The following is a 13642-nucleotide window of genomic DNA, read 5'->3' as shown; positions in this document are numbered from 1 at the left end:
TTCAGTTTTTTTTATTTTTGACAAATGAAAAATGTTCTATTTGTACCGTGTAGTTGAATGTTTTTAAAACCTACGGATTCCAGTGAAGAAATTATTTCTTCATTTGAATAACAAGCCTCTTCAAAAGAAAAATCACTTCTTGCCCAATTATTATCTATGTCATGTTGAAATAGTATAAAGTTCATGATAGCTTTTTTATTTTCATCATCATATGTAGAATCAATCGTACAAACATATTCATCCGCTGAAATATGAAACGAAGCAATCCAATTTTCAAGAAACCCTTTTTCCATATTCATATCAAATACGAATGTACCTTCGCTATGTAATACGGAATAAACATTGCGAAAAACACGTTTTAATTCATCTAATTTCAAAATATGGTTTAAGCTATCGCCAGTAGAGATAACATATTGAAATTGCTCATTTATGTTGAAATAGCGAGCATCATCGACGATAAAGGTTGCGTTTGGCGCGTTTTGACGTGCGTATTCAATCATTTGGGCAGAACCATCTATACCAGTTACTACAAAAGTATTATCAATTAATTTCTTAGTAAGGTGACCAGTCCCGCAGCAAAGATCTAAAATATGAGAGTGTGGTGGTGCATATTGTAAAATGAGTTTTTCCAAAAGTAGATAGGAGTGTTCAGCGTAATGCCCCCAATGTTTATTATAAATGGATGCGAAAATATCATAATCAGAATATATTAGTTTTTTAGACACATGCATTCACCTCAAAATTCATTACATTATAGTAGTCATGCTTCGCTTTCATTTCAAAACCACATTGTGTATATAGTTGTAAAGCATTGATGTTTTTTGTTGCAACGTCTAATTCAATTGTTGAAGCTCCTTCTGTAATAAGGGTATGTACCATATAACTAAGAATATCTTTTCCGTATCCTTTACCTTGATAGGAAGGATGAACGGCAAATCCTGATAGTATAGTAGATTGCTCTTGCTTCGAAACTGTAATCGTTCCTATCACTTTTTCGTCGATAAGAGCACTATATACTTGATGAGAAGGTGAATTCATCATTTTTTGTAACCATATAGAGGTATTTTCTACTGAATCTCCAAAGGCTTGACTGGAAAGGTCAATAAGATCAAGAAGTGATTCTGAAGATGCAAGAGTGAGCTGTATAGTATTCTTTGTTGGTTTTTGCACTTCTTTTGCTTGGAACTCCATACTATATTCACTATATAAATAAGGTAACTTCATATGCTTTGCAAATTCTTTCCCGGAAGCAGAATCCCCATTCATAATAAGAAGTACTTCATCTACCTCTCTTTTTCGTACTTCTTTCATTGCGGTTTGCAAAAGAATAGCACCTATATGTTGTTTCCTATAGTTTGGGTGAACAAACCCTATTAACTCCAGTTTTGTCGGTCTTTCAAAGTCATACATACTTAATGCACCAATTAATTGAGTATCGTCATAGAGTAAAAAATCATGTATCTCTTCTTTATTACGAGCAGTTAAAAAGTTTATATGTAAATCTGACGAGTAATCAATTTGATCGTGTTGCCCGCAAATATGAGCTAAATCTTTCATGTGCTGAATTTCGTTTGCTGTTAAAGATTTTTTTCGTTCAATATTCATTTTATAATCCCTCACATTCGTATTTAAAAATAGGATGGATGATTTAGCCACTTCTCTAACTCCACACTGCCCTGAATAGATAATAACCGGTACAAATATCGATAAGGATGTCTACATTCTGCAAGACGAGGAATGGGCATAATGGTTTCGTAACCTTGTTTAAAAGCATGAGCTTCCTTTTCTGTAAATACATATTCTAAGCTGATAAAATCAAGTTCTCGGGGAGCAACTGCATAGGCTTCTGTATCTACTAAACCTGTAATAGTTGTACCATCTGATAAAAACTGAGTAGGGTCCATATCAATTAAAACGAGCGTTGCTTCCTTTGGTACCGGTAAGGAAGAAAGTTGTTGTTCAAAAGTAGGAAATGCGTTACGGATGCTCGCATTATTGGAATAAAACCTATTTACAAGTTCTTTACTGACTTTTAATATGTGAGACTTACATTCTTCTAGTGGAACTTGGAAAGTACCTGATGGATTTCCTATAAACTCTGCTTGAAACGAATGAATTTCTGCTAGTCCTTTTCCAAGGCTGAATAAAATTGAATCAGATTGTCCGACAAAGGATTGCAGCGTACTTCCTGTTAGTTTTTCGACACTAACATACTTTCGGCCATTTAAAACATGTTTTTGCAAAATAGTGGGGATGGGCAAGTTAGTATGCTTTTTCAATAATTCGTGTATATATTCTAACTGATGTACGTTCCTTGGATCGATTCCAAAAAGGTTTTTGCATCCCCACCAAAAATCATTGTTTGGTTCTTCAGTCATTTTTGAGGAACGAACGATGACTTCTTCATCTTTTGTTTGGACGAGAAACACATCGCTTGCATGGTCTTCATAACTTGGATGTAAAGTTTGAACAGATAAAATAGGTGAAGCGAAGAGTTGTTGTAGCATGAAGGTGCTCCTTTTCTGTAAATTCGATAAATTCATTATATAACAGAATGTGTACGAAGTGGGTAATGATAGGGACAACATAGAACTTAAATAAATTTACGGTGAGAAATCAGTGTGAAAATTATATTTTTCTACTTTTGTATGAATTGTCAAAATAATTTTTTGATGATAAATCTGTAAAAATACAAAATATAAATCTCATATTTTTTAGTAAATGAAGAGTTAAGCACACTTTCAATAGGGGTATAAAGTAGGTTATGAAAAATATTTCTCAATAATAAAATGAAGAGAAAAATGTGAAGAAATAGAATAGATTCCTTTATAATAGTTTTAAATTAATTAATATAATTAATTATTAATAATATTAGATAGGAGAGAATATGATGGCAAACGTACTCGTAATAAATTTCCCTGGAGAAGGTCATATAAATCCGACTTTAGCTATTGTAAGTGAGTTAATTCGGCGAGGGGAGACAGTTGTTTCGTATTGTATTGAAGATTATAGAAAGAAGATTGAAGCAACAGGTGCACAATTCCGAGTGTTTGAGAATTTCCTCTCTCAAATTAATATTATGGAGCGAGTAAATGAAGGTGGGAGTCCTTTGACAATGCTGTCTCATATGATGGAAGCATCAGAACGTATTGTTACTCAAATTGTAGAAGAAACAAAAGGGGAAAAGTACGATTATTTGATATATGATAATCACTTTCCAGTAGGACGTATTATAGCCAATGTTTTAAAGTTACCTAGTGTTTCTTCTTGTACAACGTTTGCTTTTAATCAGTACATTACTTTTAACGATGAACATGAATCAAGAGAAGTAGATGAAACGAATCCATTGTATCAATCTTGTTTAGCGGGAATGGAAAAATGGAACAAACAGTATGGAATGAAATGTAATAGTATGTATGATATTATGAACCATCCTGGTGATATTACAATTGTGTATACTTCAAAGGAATATCAGCCGCGTTCAGATGTATTCGATGAATCGTATAAGTTTGTTGGCCCATCAATTGCTACTCGAAAAGAAGTAGGTAGCTTTCCTATGGAAGATTTAAAAGATGAAAAATTGATTTTCATTTCTATGGGAACAGTTTTTAATGAACAACCTGAGTTATATGAAAAATGTTTTGAAGCGTTTAAAGATGTAGAAGCGACAGTCGTATTAGTTGTTGGTAAGAAGATAAATATAAGTCAATTTGAAAACATTCCGAATAACTTTAAGTTGTATAATTATGTGCCGCAATTAGAACTATTACAGTATGCTGATGTATTCGTGACACATGGCGGTATGAATAGTTCAAGTGAAGCACTATATTACGGTGTCCCGTTAGTTGTAATTCCGGTAACAGGAGATCAGCCTTTAGTTGCGAAACGAATAAATGAAGTAGGGGCTGGAATAAGGCTTAATCGCAAAGAATTAACTTCTGAAATGTTACGTGAGTCTGTAAAGAAAGTGATGGATGATGTAACGTTTAAGGAAAAAAGTCGTAAAGTTGGAGAGTCACTTCGAAATGCTGGTGGTTATAATAGGGCAGTTGATGAAATATTAAAAATGAATTCATACTCAAAACTTAAATAAATGTTTGGAGCACACTTACTGTAATATGTAAGTGTGTTTCTATAAATAAATTACATAAAAAATCATTGTAAAGGTGAAACTTTTGTGTATATAAACTGATATCTTTGAATTGGCATTGAAATTACGTTAAAATAATACTAAGAAAATATATAAGTTTTGGGGGTAATGAATGAAGAAAGTATTTGAATACATATTATTAACAATTGGCTCGATTATTGTAGCGGGTTCATTGGAGCTTATTTTAGCACCTAACGGATTAGTAGATGGCGGGGTAACTGCTATTGCAATTATGGCGAATAAAGTTGCTGGGTTGCCGCTTTATGGGGTGTTCTTAGGAATTAATATTCCGATTTTATTATTTACTGCAAAAGTAATGGGAAAGAAGTTCTTTATTCGTACATCCTATGCAAATGTTGTTACAACACTCGGATTGATTTATTTAAAACCATTTCCAGCAATTACAACTTCTGAATTGTTAATTGTTCTTTATGGAGGAGTTCTATTTGGTGTTGGTGTAGGGATTGTAGTAAAAATGGGCGGAGCAATTGATGGATCAGAAATGTTAGCTGTTTGGATGAATAAACATTTTAAAGTGCCGATTAGTACATTTTTACTTGCTGTAAATGCAGTTATTTTTATCTTTGTTGCCATTTTGTTTTCAATTGAACAAGCGATGTTCTCATTAGCAATTTTCTATATTGTTACGAAGATGATTGATTTCATATTAGATGGTATTAATCAAGGAAAGAGCGTTATGATTATTTCTGGTAAGAATAAAGAAATAGGCGATTTACTTATGAAAGAACTGCAATTATCCGTTACATATCTACATGGAGAAGGTGGTTTTTTAGGAGAACATAAGAGAATCATCTACTGTATTACAAACCGTTTCATTTATCCGAAAATGAAAGATCTCGTTCTCTCTGTAGATCCAACTGCTATAATTGAAGCGTCTTATTCAACAGAAACAACTGGTGTCAAACGTCCGGGAAGGGCAGCGAGATCAGAAAAATAGTGAATGAAATAGCTCCACGTAAGTTATACTTACGTGGAGCTATTCTTATTTTGGGAACCAGGCCTTTTTCAATAATTGGACAACGGTTTCGATACGATTCTCTGGAATACTACCAAAACCGAGTAATACATATGACTCCTTCTTCACATTATGAACAGAATCGTATGTCGAGAGAGGGTATAACTTAATACGTTCTTTTGCAGCTGCATGAATAAGTTCTTGTTCGTTCATACCATTATGAACGTGAAGTACAATATGAAGTCCGGATTGTTCACCGAGTATATGCACGTTATTCCCCATTTCGTTTGTAATAGATTTAATTAAAGAAATATGCTTTCTTTTATATAACGTACGACTTCGGTTAATATGACGTTCCCAATCCCCACTTTGAATAAAGGTAGCAAAGGTAAGTTGTTGCATTGTAGAAACCGTTTGTTTATACATACCACCAAGTTTTTTATAGGTTTTTAACAGATGAGGTGGTAAAACGATATATCCCATTCGTAAAGAAGGTAAAAAAGATTTCGAAAAAGTTCCCATATAAATAACACGTTCATTTGAATCTAGTCCTTGTAAAGAAGGAATAGGTTTTCCAATATAGCGAAATTCTCCATCATAATCATCTTCAATAATATACCCTTTACAATCATTCGCCCATTTTAATAACTCGAGTCTTCTAGATAACGGCATAATGATTCCGAGTGGAAATTGGTGAGATGGAGTGACATATGCCACATTGGAACCCGATTCACGTAAAGCAGAAATATGAATTCCTTTATCATCTAAAGGGATAGGGTGAACAGGAAGGCCAGAACTTTGAATCATAGCAGGTATACGGTGAAATCCAGGGTTTTCGATTCCGTATTCTTTTTTTGAACCAAGTAGTTGAAGGAGTAGCCAAAGAAGAGGCTGCGTACCTGCTCCAATAATAATTTGATCAGGTGAAGAATGTACCCCGCGAGCATGATATAAATATTTTGAAATATGTTCTCGTAGAACGAGCTCACCTTGTAGATCCTCTTTGGCAAATAATTCATTTTCATACTGAAATAAAGTTTCGTGTAATGCTCTTTTCCAGTTTGTTATGGGAAAAGCTTTTTGATCAATAAGTCCTTGACTACAATCATAATTATATTGTTCTTTTTCTTTATTGTTAGCACTGTTTGACGCAATTTGTTGTTTCTTTTGAATGACATCAATATCTACTTCCGCAACAAAAATCCCGCGTTTCGGTTTGCTTTCTACGTAACCTTCAGCTAGTAATTGTTGATAAGCGGATTCAACTGTAATACGGCTCACATTAAGCTGCATAGCTAAATTTCTGTGAGAAGGAAGGCGTGTACCAGCACATAGTGATCCATGAGAGATTTCGCGTTTCATATATTCGTAAATTTGTAAGTAAATAGGTGTTTTATTTTGTAACACTAAAGGAATATTCAAATCCATTTATAGACGCTCCTTTTTATCCCGCATTAACGGGCAGTAAGACCCTCACCTCAAAATTCAGCGGAAGCAAAGAAGTTAGGTGGGAATCAACTGCCCGTAAAAGCCCAATTGGTGAGGGCTGATTAAAGTTTCACTTTATACTGGCCTTATAAAAAACAATAGAACTGTCACTTAAACTAAGGGCAGTCGCTTTCTATAATAATGATATAACATTTAGAAAATTTTATAAATAGTAAGGGGCGAATCATAATGAATGTTAAAGCAGTAGTAACAGAAGCGGATCTACACGATGTATTTCCCGTATTACAACAATTAAGAACGAAAATTTCAAGAGAAGAGGCAAGTTCTTTATTTCAAAAAATGAAAGAAGAAAATTATAAACTATTTTCGCTACGTAATGAAGATGAAGAAGTTGTTAGTCTAGCTGGTGTAGCGATTTGTACGAATTTTTATAATGAGAAACATGTTTTTGTGTATGACCTTGTAACTGCGGAAGCTCACAGATCAAAAGGGTATGGTAAGATTCTGCTGTCATATGTAGAAAAATGGGGGGAAGAAAAAGGATGCAGTTCTATCGTTCTTACATCTGCGTTTCCAAGAATTGATGCACATCGTTTTTATGAAAGAGAGGGCTTTAATAAGGTAAGCTATTCTTTTTATAAAGCGTTATAATATTAAGTAGGTTCCATATGTAAAGATATATGGAACCTATTTTCTTTTTCAGATTTGAGCTAGGAACAGGTCTAGCAATATGATTTGTCGAATATTAGAAATTAAAAATGGAATCTTGAATTTAGAGAATGTTAGGAGCGTTTAAACTTGGAAAAAATAAAGAAATTATCTATACCAAATGATGTAAGAGTCATCATTATTTCTGATATTCATGGAGAATTAGATCTTTTTAAGGAACTACTACATAAAGTTAATTTTCAAGATGAAGATTATTTAATTATTAATGGCGATCTTTGTGAGAAAGGAAGAAATAGTATTGGCGTCGTAAACTATGTGATGGATCTAGTAGTTAGTAAGCCAAACGTTTATGTAGTTGAAGGGAATTGTGAAGTTGTAGTTGAAGCGCTTGTAAATGAAAATCCGGCGCTAATACATTATTTATGTACGCAAAAGAATACAATTTTTAATGAATGGCTAGGGCAATTGAATATGAACGTTCATGAAGAAAGTGATATCCGTGAATTGAAAAGAAAATTAATGAGCCATTTCTCAAAAGAAATAAAGTGGCTAACAGAATTACCAACAGCGATTGAAACGGAAGATTATATTTTTGTACATGCTGGCCTTGAAGATAGAGAGGATTGGAAAGAAACAGAACGAAAAAATGCGATAGCAATGCCGGAGTTTTTCAATCAATCACATAAAGCAAATAAGTATGTAGTTGTTGGACATTGGCCTGTTGTGAACTATTCTGATGAAGCACCGTCTAATAATCCTGTTATTGATAAGGAAAAAAAGATTATTGCAATTGACGGCGGAAATACGATTAAAGAGGCAGGGCAATTAAATGCATTTATCATTCAGAGGAAACCAACAGGTGATAAGTTTTCTTATACATATGTAGACTGTTTTCCAGAGTATGAAGTAATAGCAGATTTTCATGCCGATGCAACAATGCAGGGCGGGGTTACCTATCCACATTATTACATAGAGCCTATTGAGAAGAAGCAAGATTACACAATATGCAGGCAAAAGGAAACGAATACATTACTTTATGTGAAAGATGAATATATTAGGCAACTTGATTCAGGTGAATACACAGTGAAAACGGATATATCTTGTGCGCAAATAAGTGTAAGAAAAGGTGACTTTGTTTCTCTTATTGATGGTAGCTGCTCAGGATATGATTTAATTAAAAAAGATGGAGTAGAAGGTTGGATAGAGAAAGGGATTTTAGTTGAGATAGAAAAGACGAAAAAGAAAATATTTAGCTGAAATAGGAGGGATGTAACCTCCTATTTTTTTAAGAAGTAGATTGCTTGCTATCTTTAATAAGTAAATAAATCGTACTCGGTAAAATGACAAGCGTCATTCCTAAAATAATCGCTAGTATAGCATAACCTCTATAAGGAGTAGAAACGATAAATGGAAGCCCCGCTAGGAAAATACCTGCTATCATCATTGAAATACTACTAATATTTGAAGCTCTTTTTTCAAGGTGCTTATCATTCCATTCCAAGGAAACGGTTGATTTAGTCGTATCAATTTTGGAACTGAAATAACCTATTAATATAAATAAAAGCCCTAATCCTAAAAATATAAAATGATCAAGAGGAAGTGAAAAACCAAGAGCTATAAGGGCAATGACAATATCGACAAAAAATAAGAATAGTAACATTGTGTTGCCGATCCAATGGAGAAATTTCTCGTTACTCGTTGCTTTAGATAAAGCTAAAAATAAAAAGAATAAGAAGGAACATATAATTATATTTACGATCACAAAAGTACTATTATCCATTGTTGATGTAGGTGTTCCATTGAAGTCCCATTTCGTAACAATACGTAATGGTAAGAAGAAATAGAGAATAATATTTGTCGTAATAATAGTGAGAAGTAAAGCAATGCTAAATCGATTATTCACTGAATCACCAGCTTTCTACATGAATAATTGGTATCTTATAACAAAATTATACAATATAATAAACGATATCTGTTTTGATTTTTCAGAAAAAATATTATAATTATATATGAAATAAAGAGGAGTGTAGGAGGAAATTATGAAAAGCGTAATCGTAAAAGGGGATAAAGTAACAATTCGTACAATTGAAGAATTAGATATAAAAACATTATGGGATCTCGTATTTAAAGAAGAAAATCCAGAATGGAAAAAATGGGATGCACCGTATTTTCCGTTTTCAATGCAAGAATACTCATCCTATAAGGAGAAGATGCAAACTCGTTTAAAAGAAGAACCTCTATCCAATTTAATTATAGAAAATAACGGTCAAGTTATAGGGACGGTCGGATTTTATTGGGAGTATAAACCGACGCGTTGGTTGGAGATGGGGATTGTCATTTATAATCCGGCTTACTGGAATGGCGGCTACGGTACAGAAGCGTTAACGTTATATCGAGATTTACTATTTGAAAAGATGGAGATTGGTAGAGTAGGGCTCACGACTTGGTCTGGTAATGAACGAATGATGAAAGTAGCGGAGAAAATAGGAATGAGTTTAGAAGGTAGAATGCGCAAATGTCGTTATTATAACGGAACGTACTATGATTCTATTCGAATGGGGATGATTCGTGAAGAATGGGAAGCACTATGTGTAACAAAGGGGTGAAGGGATATGTACGCTATTATTGCTACATTTGATCGTGTGTTTACTAATAAAATTACAGAATTGCAAAATGAATTAACAAATATCATTGGCACAAATCAATTAGCCGGAGTAGAACCTCATATTACGTTAGCTGATTATAATGAGTTAGATGTTCATTTGTATAAGGAGAAATTAGGAGAGTTTGTAGCTATTCAAGAAAATACGGACCCAGTAACTTTTCCTTCTGTTGGAGTTTTTCCTACTAATGGAACGGTCTTTCTAGCACTGACTGTTACTGATGAATTGTTAAATTTTCATCATTCTTATCATGATTATTTTAAAACTTTTCATGACAACCCAAATTCATATTACGTACCGGGAAAGTGGGTTCCGCATTGTACGATTGCAAATAGATTACATACAAATCAGTTTTTAAGTGTAATGGAATACATTTATGAAAAATTTGATTTTGCAACAGCTTCAATTGAAAAATTAAAATTAATTAAGGTGAATTATGAAAATGGTTCTGCCATTTCTTCTAGTATATTAGCAGAATATAAGTTAAAGAGAATGGAGACAACGAGATGACATATGTAATTAGAGAAATGAAGCAAGAAGATATTCATGCTGTACAATCAGTAGCGAAAATAGCTTGGCATGATACATACGAAGGCATTATTCCGAGAGAGATTCAAGACAGTTTTTTAGACGAGGCTTATTCTGATGAAAAAATGAAATATCGTCTTGAGAATACACATTTATTCGTTGCAGAAGAAGAGGGAGAAGTAATTGGCTTTGCAAATTTCTCACCTGTTAGACTGCAAAACGAAGCAGAATTAGGAGCAATTTATTTGTTACCAGATCAACAGGGGAAAGGGATAGGAAGTGCTTTATTACAAAAAGGGTTAACGGTATTAAAAGGAATTCGGAAACTATACATTCATGTAGAAGCAGCGAATGAAAAAGGAAAGCGGTTTTATGAAGCGAAAGGTTTTGCACAATTAGAGGAATTTGAAGAAGATTTTGAAGGACATATGATGCAGACAGTAAGGATGGTTTTATACATATAAGGAGGACTAGAAGTGAAAATTTTTGATTTTAATAAAAAAGTAGGAAAGCAAATCACAGCATTTCAATCTAATTTCATAATGTCGAAAATAGTAAATCATCAAGGGAATATACATATCGGTGCTATGCATTTAAAAGAGAATGGAATAATTGGATATCATGAAGCAGTTGTATCGCAACTGCTTCTTATTGTGGACGGAGAAGGATATGTATGCGGGACAGATAAAGAAAAAGTGAAGGTGGAAGCGGGACAAGCTGTGTTTTGGGAGAAGGGTGAGTTTCATGAAACGAGTACGGAAAAGGGATTGATGGCAATTGTGATTGAGTCGGAGGAACTTGAGAAAGGAGTTTTAATGAAAGAAGTAGGAAAGTTTGATGATTAAGGTGTATAAGGAGGGGGAATATGCGCAAAGTTACACAAATAGTAATCTATGTAGCAGCAGTACTATTTGTCACACTAGCTATGATAAATGGAGAAACGTGGAAAGATAAAATTGTTGTTTCGCTAGCTGTTCTTATATTTACTGGATTTTCTTTAGTATGGAACACATTTGTTATAAATCTTCTGGAGAAATTCAATAGAAAAAGGAGTAACTAAATGTTAAAACAAGGAAGAATTATAATTGTTATTGGCACATTAGTAACACTCATCGCGAGTTTTATGGTGCCAGCAGACAATAAAACAAGATTAATAAATGTACTTGTAATATTTTTATTCGGTGTAATAGCTGTGTGGTCTTCAGTTTTATTTGAACGAATTTATCAAAAGATACATAAAAAGTGAAATAAATAAAACTTTTGTCGATTGGAGTAGTAGTGAAACTAGAGGGATTAAAACAATTTTGATGATTATTGTTATAATGGTCGAATCGGCACATAAATGTAATTTTGATTATGTAGACAGCCAAACTAGCAATAGAAGTTACGGTTAATAAGTAAGAAGTTGAATGAAATCTTTTCTTATATTAGATTTTACTCTAGTTATAGGAGACCATGGGTTATGTTGTAGGCGATACCATTAAGTTTGAGGATTAAGAGAGGAACGTATGAATATGCGATCATTAAAGGCTGGGAAATATATTACATATGTTGCAGTTTTGATACTTCTTATATTTTCTATGTTATTGCCATATAGCCTACCTAAAAAGATTGCTCTTATTATTATTTTTTTAATTTTAGGGGCCATTTCCTTGGGAGCGAATAAAGTAGTAGGACGAATATATAACAAATTTAAAGAATAATAAAGTTTGAAAAAGGATAGGGACAATCCGATATTAATTAGGAAAATAAACAGGATTATACGTTAGAGATGGTTATGGGATAGGTGGTACTATTAAAATTGGAGATTAAGAGAGGAGCAAACTAATATGCAACCATTTAAGGCTGGAAAATATATTACATATGTTGCAATTGCTATATTTCTTGTAGTCGCTATAATGTCTCCTTATGAATTACCTAAAAAGGTTGGTTTTATTATAGGTGTTCTTATTTTGGGAGCATGTGCACTTGGTACTAATAAGTTTTACGAATGGATGTATAGTAAATTTAAACATAAATAAGGTTAATACAAGAGGGGGAGATCATCATGATAATAATACCTATTAAGGGCGATTTCAAGAGGGATAACCCACAAAGGTTTCGGAGGAGGTTTTTCTTGAAACCTAAAAAAAAGGGGTAAGCACACATGTTTAAACAAGGACGTATTTGCAGGGTGGTTTTTCCCATTTAATTTATGGCAGAAACTATTTTTCAGTATTGGGATGTTGGCATATGGAAGTTCAGTATTATTTAATCGTTTAGCTAAAAAAATTACAAATAGAGTTGAATAAACACCTAGGAATTTTGTATTGATTGGGAAATGATAATAATAAACTTTCCATAAGAGTTGGAGAGAGCTGTACATTAATAAGTAAGTAGCGAACATCATCTTATGGTTTTGAAATTAAAGGATATTTTTTGAAAGTGAAGTGTTATATATTACCGCTAGTGATAAGTATGTGAATGTGTGTTAATTTAATGAAAAAAGTCGTCTATTACAGGCGGTTATTTTGTAATATATGTAATATTATTTAATGATTATTTTTTTTCGCTTATTAATTTTGTATGCTCATTTAAATAAATATCTATTAGATTTCTTAATGTAATAGTTTCTATTTCAAGAGGGATTTCGATTTCATCTTCATCATACTTATTAAATATAACTGTTGTATCTCTTCGAACATCTGCCCCAAAAATATTCGCACTTATTTTTTCGTGATGACTTTTTTTGTTTAAAACTTTATCTACAGTTTCTGCTATCCAATCACCGAATGTGGATACCTCCACATTTAAAAAAGCTTCTAAAGTATCGAATTCTTTTTGTAGTCTAATAACTAAGCTACCTGTACTAAGTAATTCGAATTTGTAATCCATATTATGTTCTCCTTCAAAAAATTAATTTTATCGATTTTGTCTTGGAAATGCAGAAATAATTTTCCCATTAATAAGATGTAGGGTGAAATATGGATAACGATAAACATTGTTAAGAGTGAACGGTATCAACGAACGTATTGAACAAAAACATTTCTCATTATACGTCTCAAACCTCTAAAGTATCGTAATTCAGCGAACAAAGCTTTTTATTATCGATACATCGCTCGCATTCTAATATTTTTAAATCTTAATCGTTTATAAATTCGGCCAGCAGCTGGGTTGTTATAAAATAAGCCATCCGTTTGGACAGCTCATTTACATAATTCTCGTTAT

General features: G+C 33.0%; 18 protein-coding genes and 1 pseudogene. 12 read left to right on the top strand and 7 right to left on the bottom strand.

The window, feature by feature from the left end; genetic code table 11:
- Positions 1-11: 11 nt before the first annotated feature.
- The 3 genes from ACTFRS_RS08055 to ACTFRS_RS08045 are packed head-to-tail and all read right to left on the bottom strand — an operon-like array spanning position 12 to position 2507.
- A complete protein-coding gene (locus ACTFRS_RS08055) occupies positions 12-725 on the bottom strand; it encodes a class I SAM-dependent methyltransferase (RefSeq protein WP_242293826.1) in 714 nt (237 codons plus the stop codon).
- Positions 718-1605 carry a GNAT family N-acetyltransferase gene (locus ACTFRS_RS08050; RefSeq protein ID WP_139867477.1) on the bottom strand — a complete coding sequence of 296 codons (888 nt, stop codon included), beginning with the start codon at positions 1603-1605 and terminating at the stop codon, positions 718-720. The genes ACTFRS_RS08055 and ACTFRS_RS08050 overlap by 8 nt, the downstream gene beginning before the upstream one ends.
- Before the next feature lie 23 nt (positions 1606-1628).
- Complete coding sequence (locus tag ACTFRS_RS08045; RefSeq protein WP_139867475.1) at positions 1629-2507, bottom strand: nitrate reductase; 879 nt, start codon at positions 2505-2507, stop codon at positions 1629-1631.
- 383 nt (positions 2508-2890) lie between these two features.
- Between ACTFRS_RS08045 and ACTFRS_RS08040 the strand changes: the two genes are divergently transcribed.
- Together ACTFRS_RS08040 and ACTFRS_RS08035 are read left to right on the top strand one after the other, a co-directional pair.
- The gene (locus tag ACTFRS_RS08040; RefSeq protein ID WP_139867472.1) at positions 2891-4093 is read left to right on the top strand and encodes a macrolide family glycosyltransferase; all 1203 of its coding nucleotides are present in this window, start codon (positions 2891-2893) and stop codon (positions 4091-4093) included.
- 169 nt (positions 4094-4262) lie between these two features.
- Positions 4263-5108, top strand: coding sequence for a YitT family protein (locus tag ACTFRS_RS08035; protein WP_000755119.1), 846 nt, complete (start codon positions 4263-4265; stop codon positions 5106-5108).
- A gap of 45 nt (positions 5109-5153) precedes the next feature.
- Here ACTFRS_RS08035 and pdxR read toward each other — a convergent pair whose 3' ends face one another.
- Positions 5154-6554 carry a MocR-like pyridoxine biosynthesis transcription factor PdxR gene (pdxR, locus tag ACTFRS_RS08030; protein WP_440023786.1) on the bottom strand — a complete coding sequence of 467 codons (1401 nt, stop codon included), beginning with the start codon at positions 6552-6554 and terminating at the stop codon, positions 5154-5156.
- A 249-nt stretch (positions 6555-6803) separates the two neighbouring features.
- Between pdxR and ACTFRS_RS08025 the strand changes: the two genes are divergently transcribed.
- Both ACTFRS_RS08025 and ACTFRS_RS08020 read left to right on the top strand, forming a co-directional pair.
- Entirely contained in the window at positions 6804-7226 is a 423-nt protein-coding gene (locus tag ACTFRS_RS08025; protein WP_139867468.1) for a GNAT family N-acetyltransferase, read from the top strand.
- Positions 7227-7373: 147 nt separating this feature from the next.
- Complete coding sequence (locus ACTFRS_RS08020) at positions 7374-8501, top strand: metallophosphoesterase (RefSeq protein WP_439194583.1); 1128 nt, start codon at positions 7374-7376, stop codon at positions 8499-8501.
- A gap of 28 nt (positions 8502-8529) precedes the next feature.
- Here ACTFRS_RS08020 and ACTFRS_RS08015 read toward each other — a convergent pair whose 3' ends face one another.
- Positions 8530-9147 (bottom strand): DUF1648 domain-containing protein, encoded by a 618-nt coding sequence (locus ACTFRS_RS08015; RefSeq protein ID WP_139867463.1) that lies wholly within the window; start codon positions 9145-9147, stop codon positions 8530-8532.
- A gap of 136 nt (positions 9148-9283) precedes the next feature.
- On the opposite strand from ACTFRS_RS08015, the gene ACTFRS_RS08010 reads away from it, so the two are divergent.
- The 8 genes from ACTFRS_RS08010 to ACTFRS_RS07975 all read left to right on the top strand — a co-directional run bounded on the left by ACTFRS_RS08010 (position 9284) and on the right by ACTFRS_RS07975 (position 12456).
- Positions 9284-9850: a GNAT family N-acetyltransferase gene (locus ACTFRS_RS08010; protein WP_061688174.1), complete on the top strand. Its 567-nt coding sequence runs from the start codon at positions 9284-9286 to the stop codon at positions 9848-9850.
- Between the two features lie 6 nt (positions 9851-9856).
- Positions 9857-10417 (top strand): 2'-5' RNA ligase family protein, encoded by a 561-nt coding sequence (locus ACTFRS_RS08005; protein ID WP_242293832.1) that lies wholly within the window; start codon positions 9857-9859, stop codon positions 10415-10417.
- Positions 10414-10899 (top strand): GNAT family N-acetyltransferase, encoded by a 486-nt coding sequence (locus ACTFRS_RS08000; protein WP_000222822.1) that lies wholly within the window; start codon positions 10414-10416, stop codon positions 10897-10899. Before ACTFRS_RS08005 ends, ACTFRS_RS08000 begins: the two co-directional genes overlap by 4 nt.
- Before the next feature lie 12 nt (positions 10900-10911).
- On the top strand, positions 10912-11280 hold the full coding sequence (locus ACTFRS_RS07995; protein WP_242293833.1) for a cupin domain-containing protein: 369 nt from the start codon (positions 10912-10914) through the stop codon (positions 11278-11280).
- A 20-nt stretch (positions 11281-11300) separates the two neighbouring features.
- Entirely contained in the window at positions 11301-11495 is a 195-nt protein-coding gene (locus ACTFRS_RS07990; protein WP_139867456.1) for a hypothetical protein, read from the top strand.
- Positions 11496-11681: a hypothetical protein gene (locus tag ACTFRS_RS07985; RefSeq protein ID WP_000917620.1), complete on the top strand. Its 186-nt coding sequence runs from the start codon at positions 11496-11498 to the stop codon at positions 11679-11681. It abuts the gene before it with no gap.
- 268 nt (positions 11682-11949) lie between these two features.
- The gene (locus ACTFRS_RS07980; RefSeq protein WP_139868120.1) at positions 11950-12138 is read left to right on the top strand and encodes a hypothetical protein; all 189 of its coding nucleotides are present in this window, start codon (positions 11950-11952) and stop codon (positions 12136-12138) included.
- 126 nt (positions 12139-12264) lie between these two features.
- Complete coding sequence (locus ACTFRS_RS07975) at positions 12265-12456, top strand: hypothetical protein (RefSeq protein WP_078420030.1); 192 nt, start codon at positions 12265-12267, stop codon at positions 12454-12456.
- 517 nt (positions 12457-12973) lie between these two features.
- Here ACTFRS_RS07975 and ACTFRS_RS07970 read toward each other — a convergent pair.
- Together ACTFRS_RS07970 and ACTFRS_RS07965 are read right to left on the bottom strand one after the other, a co-directional pair.
- The gene (locus ACTFRS_RS07970) at positions 12974-13309 is read right to left on the bottom strand and encodes a hypothetical protein (RefSeq protein WP_139867454.1); all 336 of its coding nucleotides are present in this window, start codon (positions 13307-13309) and stop codon (positions 12974-12976) included.
- Positions 13310-13518: 209 nt separating this feature from the next.
- A pseudogene (locus tag ACTFRS_RS07965) lies at positions 13519-13602 on the bottom strand (GNAT family N-acetyltransferase); the annotation flags it as partial.
- Positions 13603-13642 lie beyond the last annotated feature (40 nt).

Source organism: Bacillus cereus group sp. MYBK139-1 (genome assembly GCF_051916915.1).
Taxonomy (GTDB): Bacteria; Bacillota; Bacilli; order Bacillales; family Bacillaceae_G; genus Bacillus_A; species Bacillus_A pacificus.
Note: the sequence above shows the minus strand (reverse complement) of the source record. Positions and strands in the feature narration are given on the sequence as shown.

Excerpts from the sequence above, each read along its gene's own strand:
- ACTFRS_RS07990 (WP_139867456.1), top strand. The coding sequence starts at position 11,301 with ATGCGCAAAGTTACACAAATAGTAATCTATGTAGCAGCAGTACTATTT.
- ACTFRS_RS08040 (WP_139867472.1), top strand. The coding sequence starts at position 2,891 with ATGGCAAACGTACTCGTAATAAATTTCCCTGGAGAAGGTCATATAAAT.
- ACTFRS_RS08050 (WP_139867477.1), bottom strand. The coding sequence starts at position 1,605 with ATGAATATTGAACGAAAAAAATCTTTAACAGCAAACGAAATTCAGCAC.
- ACTFRS_RS07975 (WP_078420030.1), top strand. The coding sequence starts at position 12,265 with ATGCAACCATTTAAGGCTGGAAAATATATTACATATGTTGCAATTGCT.
- ACTFRS_RS07970 (WP_139867454.1), bottom strand. The coding sequence starts at position 13,309 with ATGGATTACAAATTCGAATTACTTAGTACAGGTAGCTTAGTTATTAGA.
- ACTFRS_RS08025 (WP_139867468.1), top strand. The coding sequence starts at position 6,804 with ATGAATGTTAAAGCAGTAGTAACAGAAGCGGATCTACACGATGTATTT.
- ACTFRS_RS07985 (WP_000917620.1), top strand. The coding sequence starts at position 11,496 with ATGTTAAAACAAGGAAGAATTATAATTGTTATTGGCACATTAGTAACA.
- pdxR (WP_440023786.1), bottom strand. The coding sequence starts at position 6,554 with ATGGATTTGAATATTCCTTTAGTGTTACAAAATAAAACACCTATTTAC.
- ACTFRS_RS08005 (WP_242293832.1), top strand. The coding sequence starts at position 9,857 with ATGTACGCTATTATTGCTACATTTGATCGTGTGTTTACTAATAAAATT.
- ACTFRS_RS08010 (WP_061688174.1), top strand. The coding sequence starts at position 9,284 with ATGAAAAGCGTAATCGTAAAAGGGGATAAAGTAACAATTCGTACAATT.
- ACTFRS_RS08000 (WP_000222822.1), top strand. The coding sequence starts at position 10,414 with ATGACATATGTAATTAGAGAAATGAAGCAAGAAGATATTCATGCTGTA.
- ACTFRS_RS08035 (WP_000755119.1), top strand. The coding sequence starts at position 4,263 with ATGAAGAAAGTATTTGAATACATATTATTAACAATTGGCTCGATTATT.
- ACTFRS_RS07980 (WP_139868120.1), top strand. The coding sequence starts at position 11,950 with ATGCGATCATTAAAGGCTGGGAAATATATTACATATGTTGCAGTTTTG.
- ACTFRS_RS08045 (WP_139867475.1), bottom strand. The coding sequence starts at position 2,507 with ATGCTACAACAACTCTTCGCTTCACCTATTTTATCTGTTCAAACTTTA.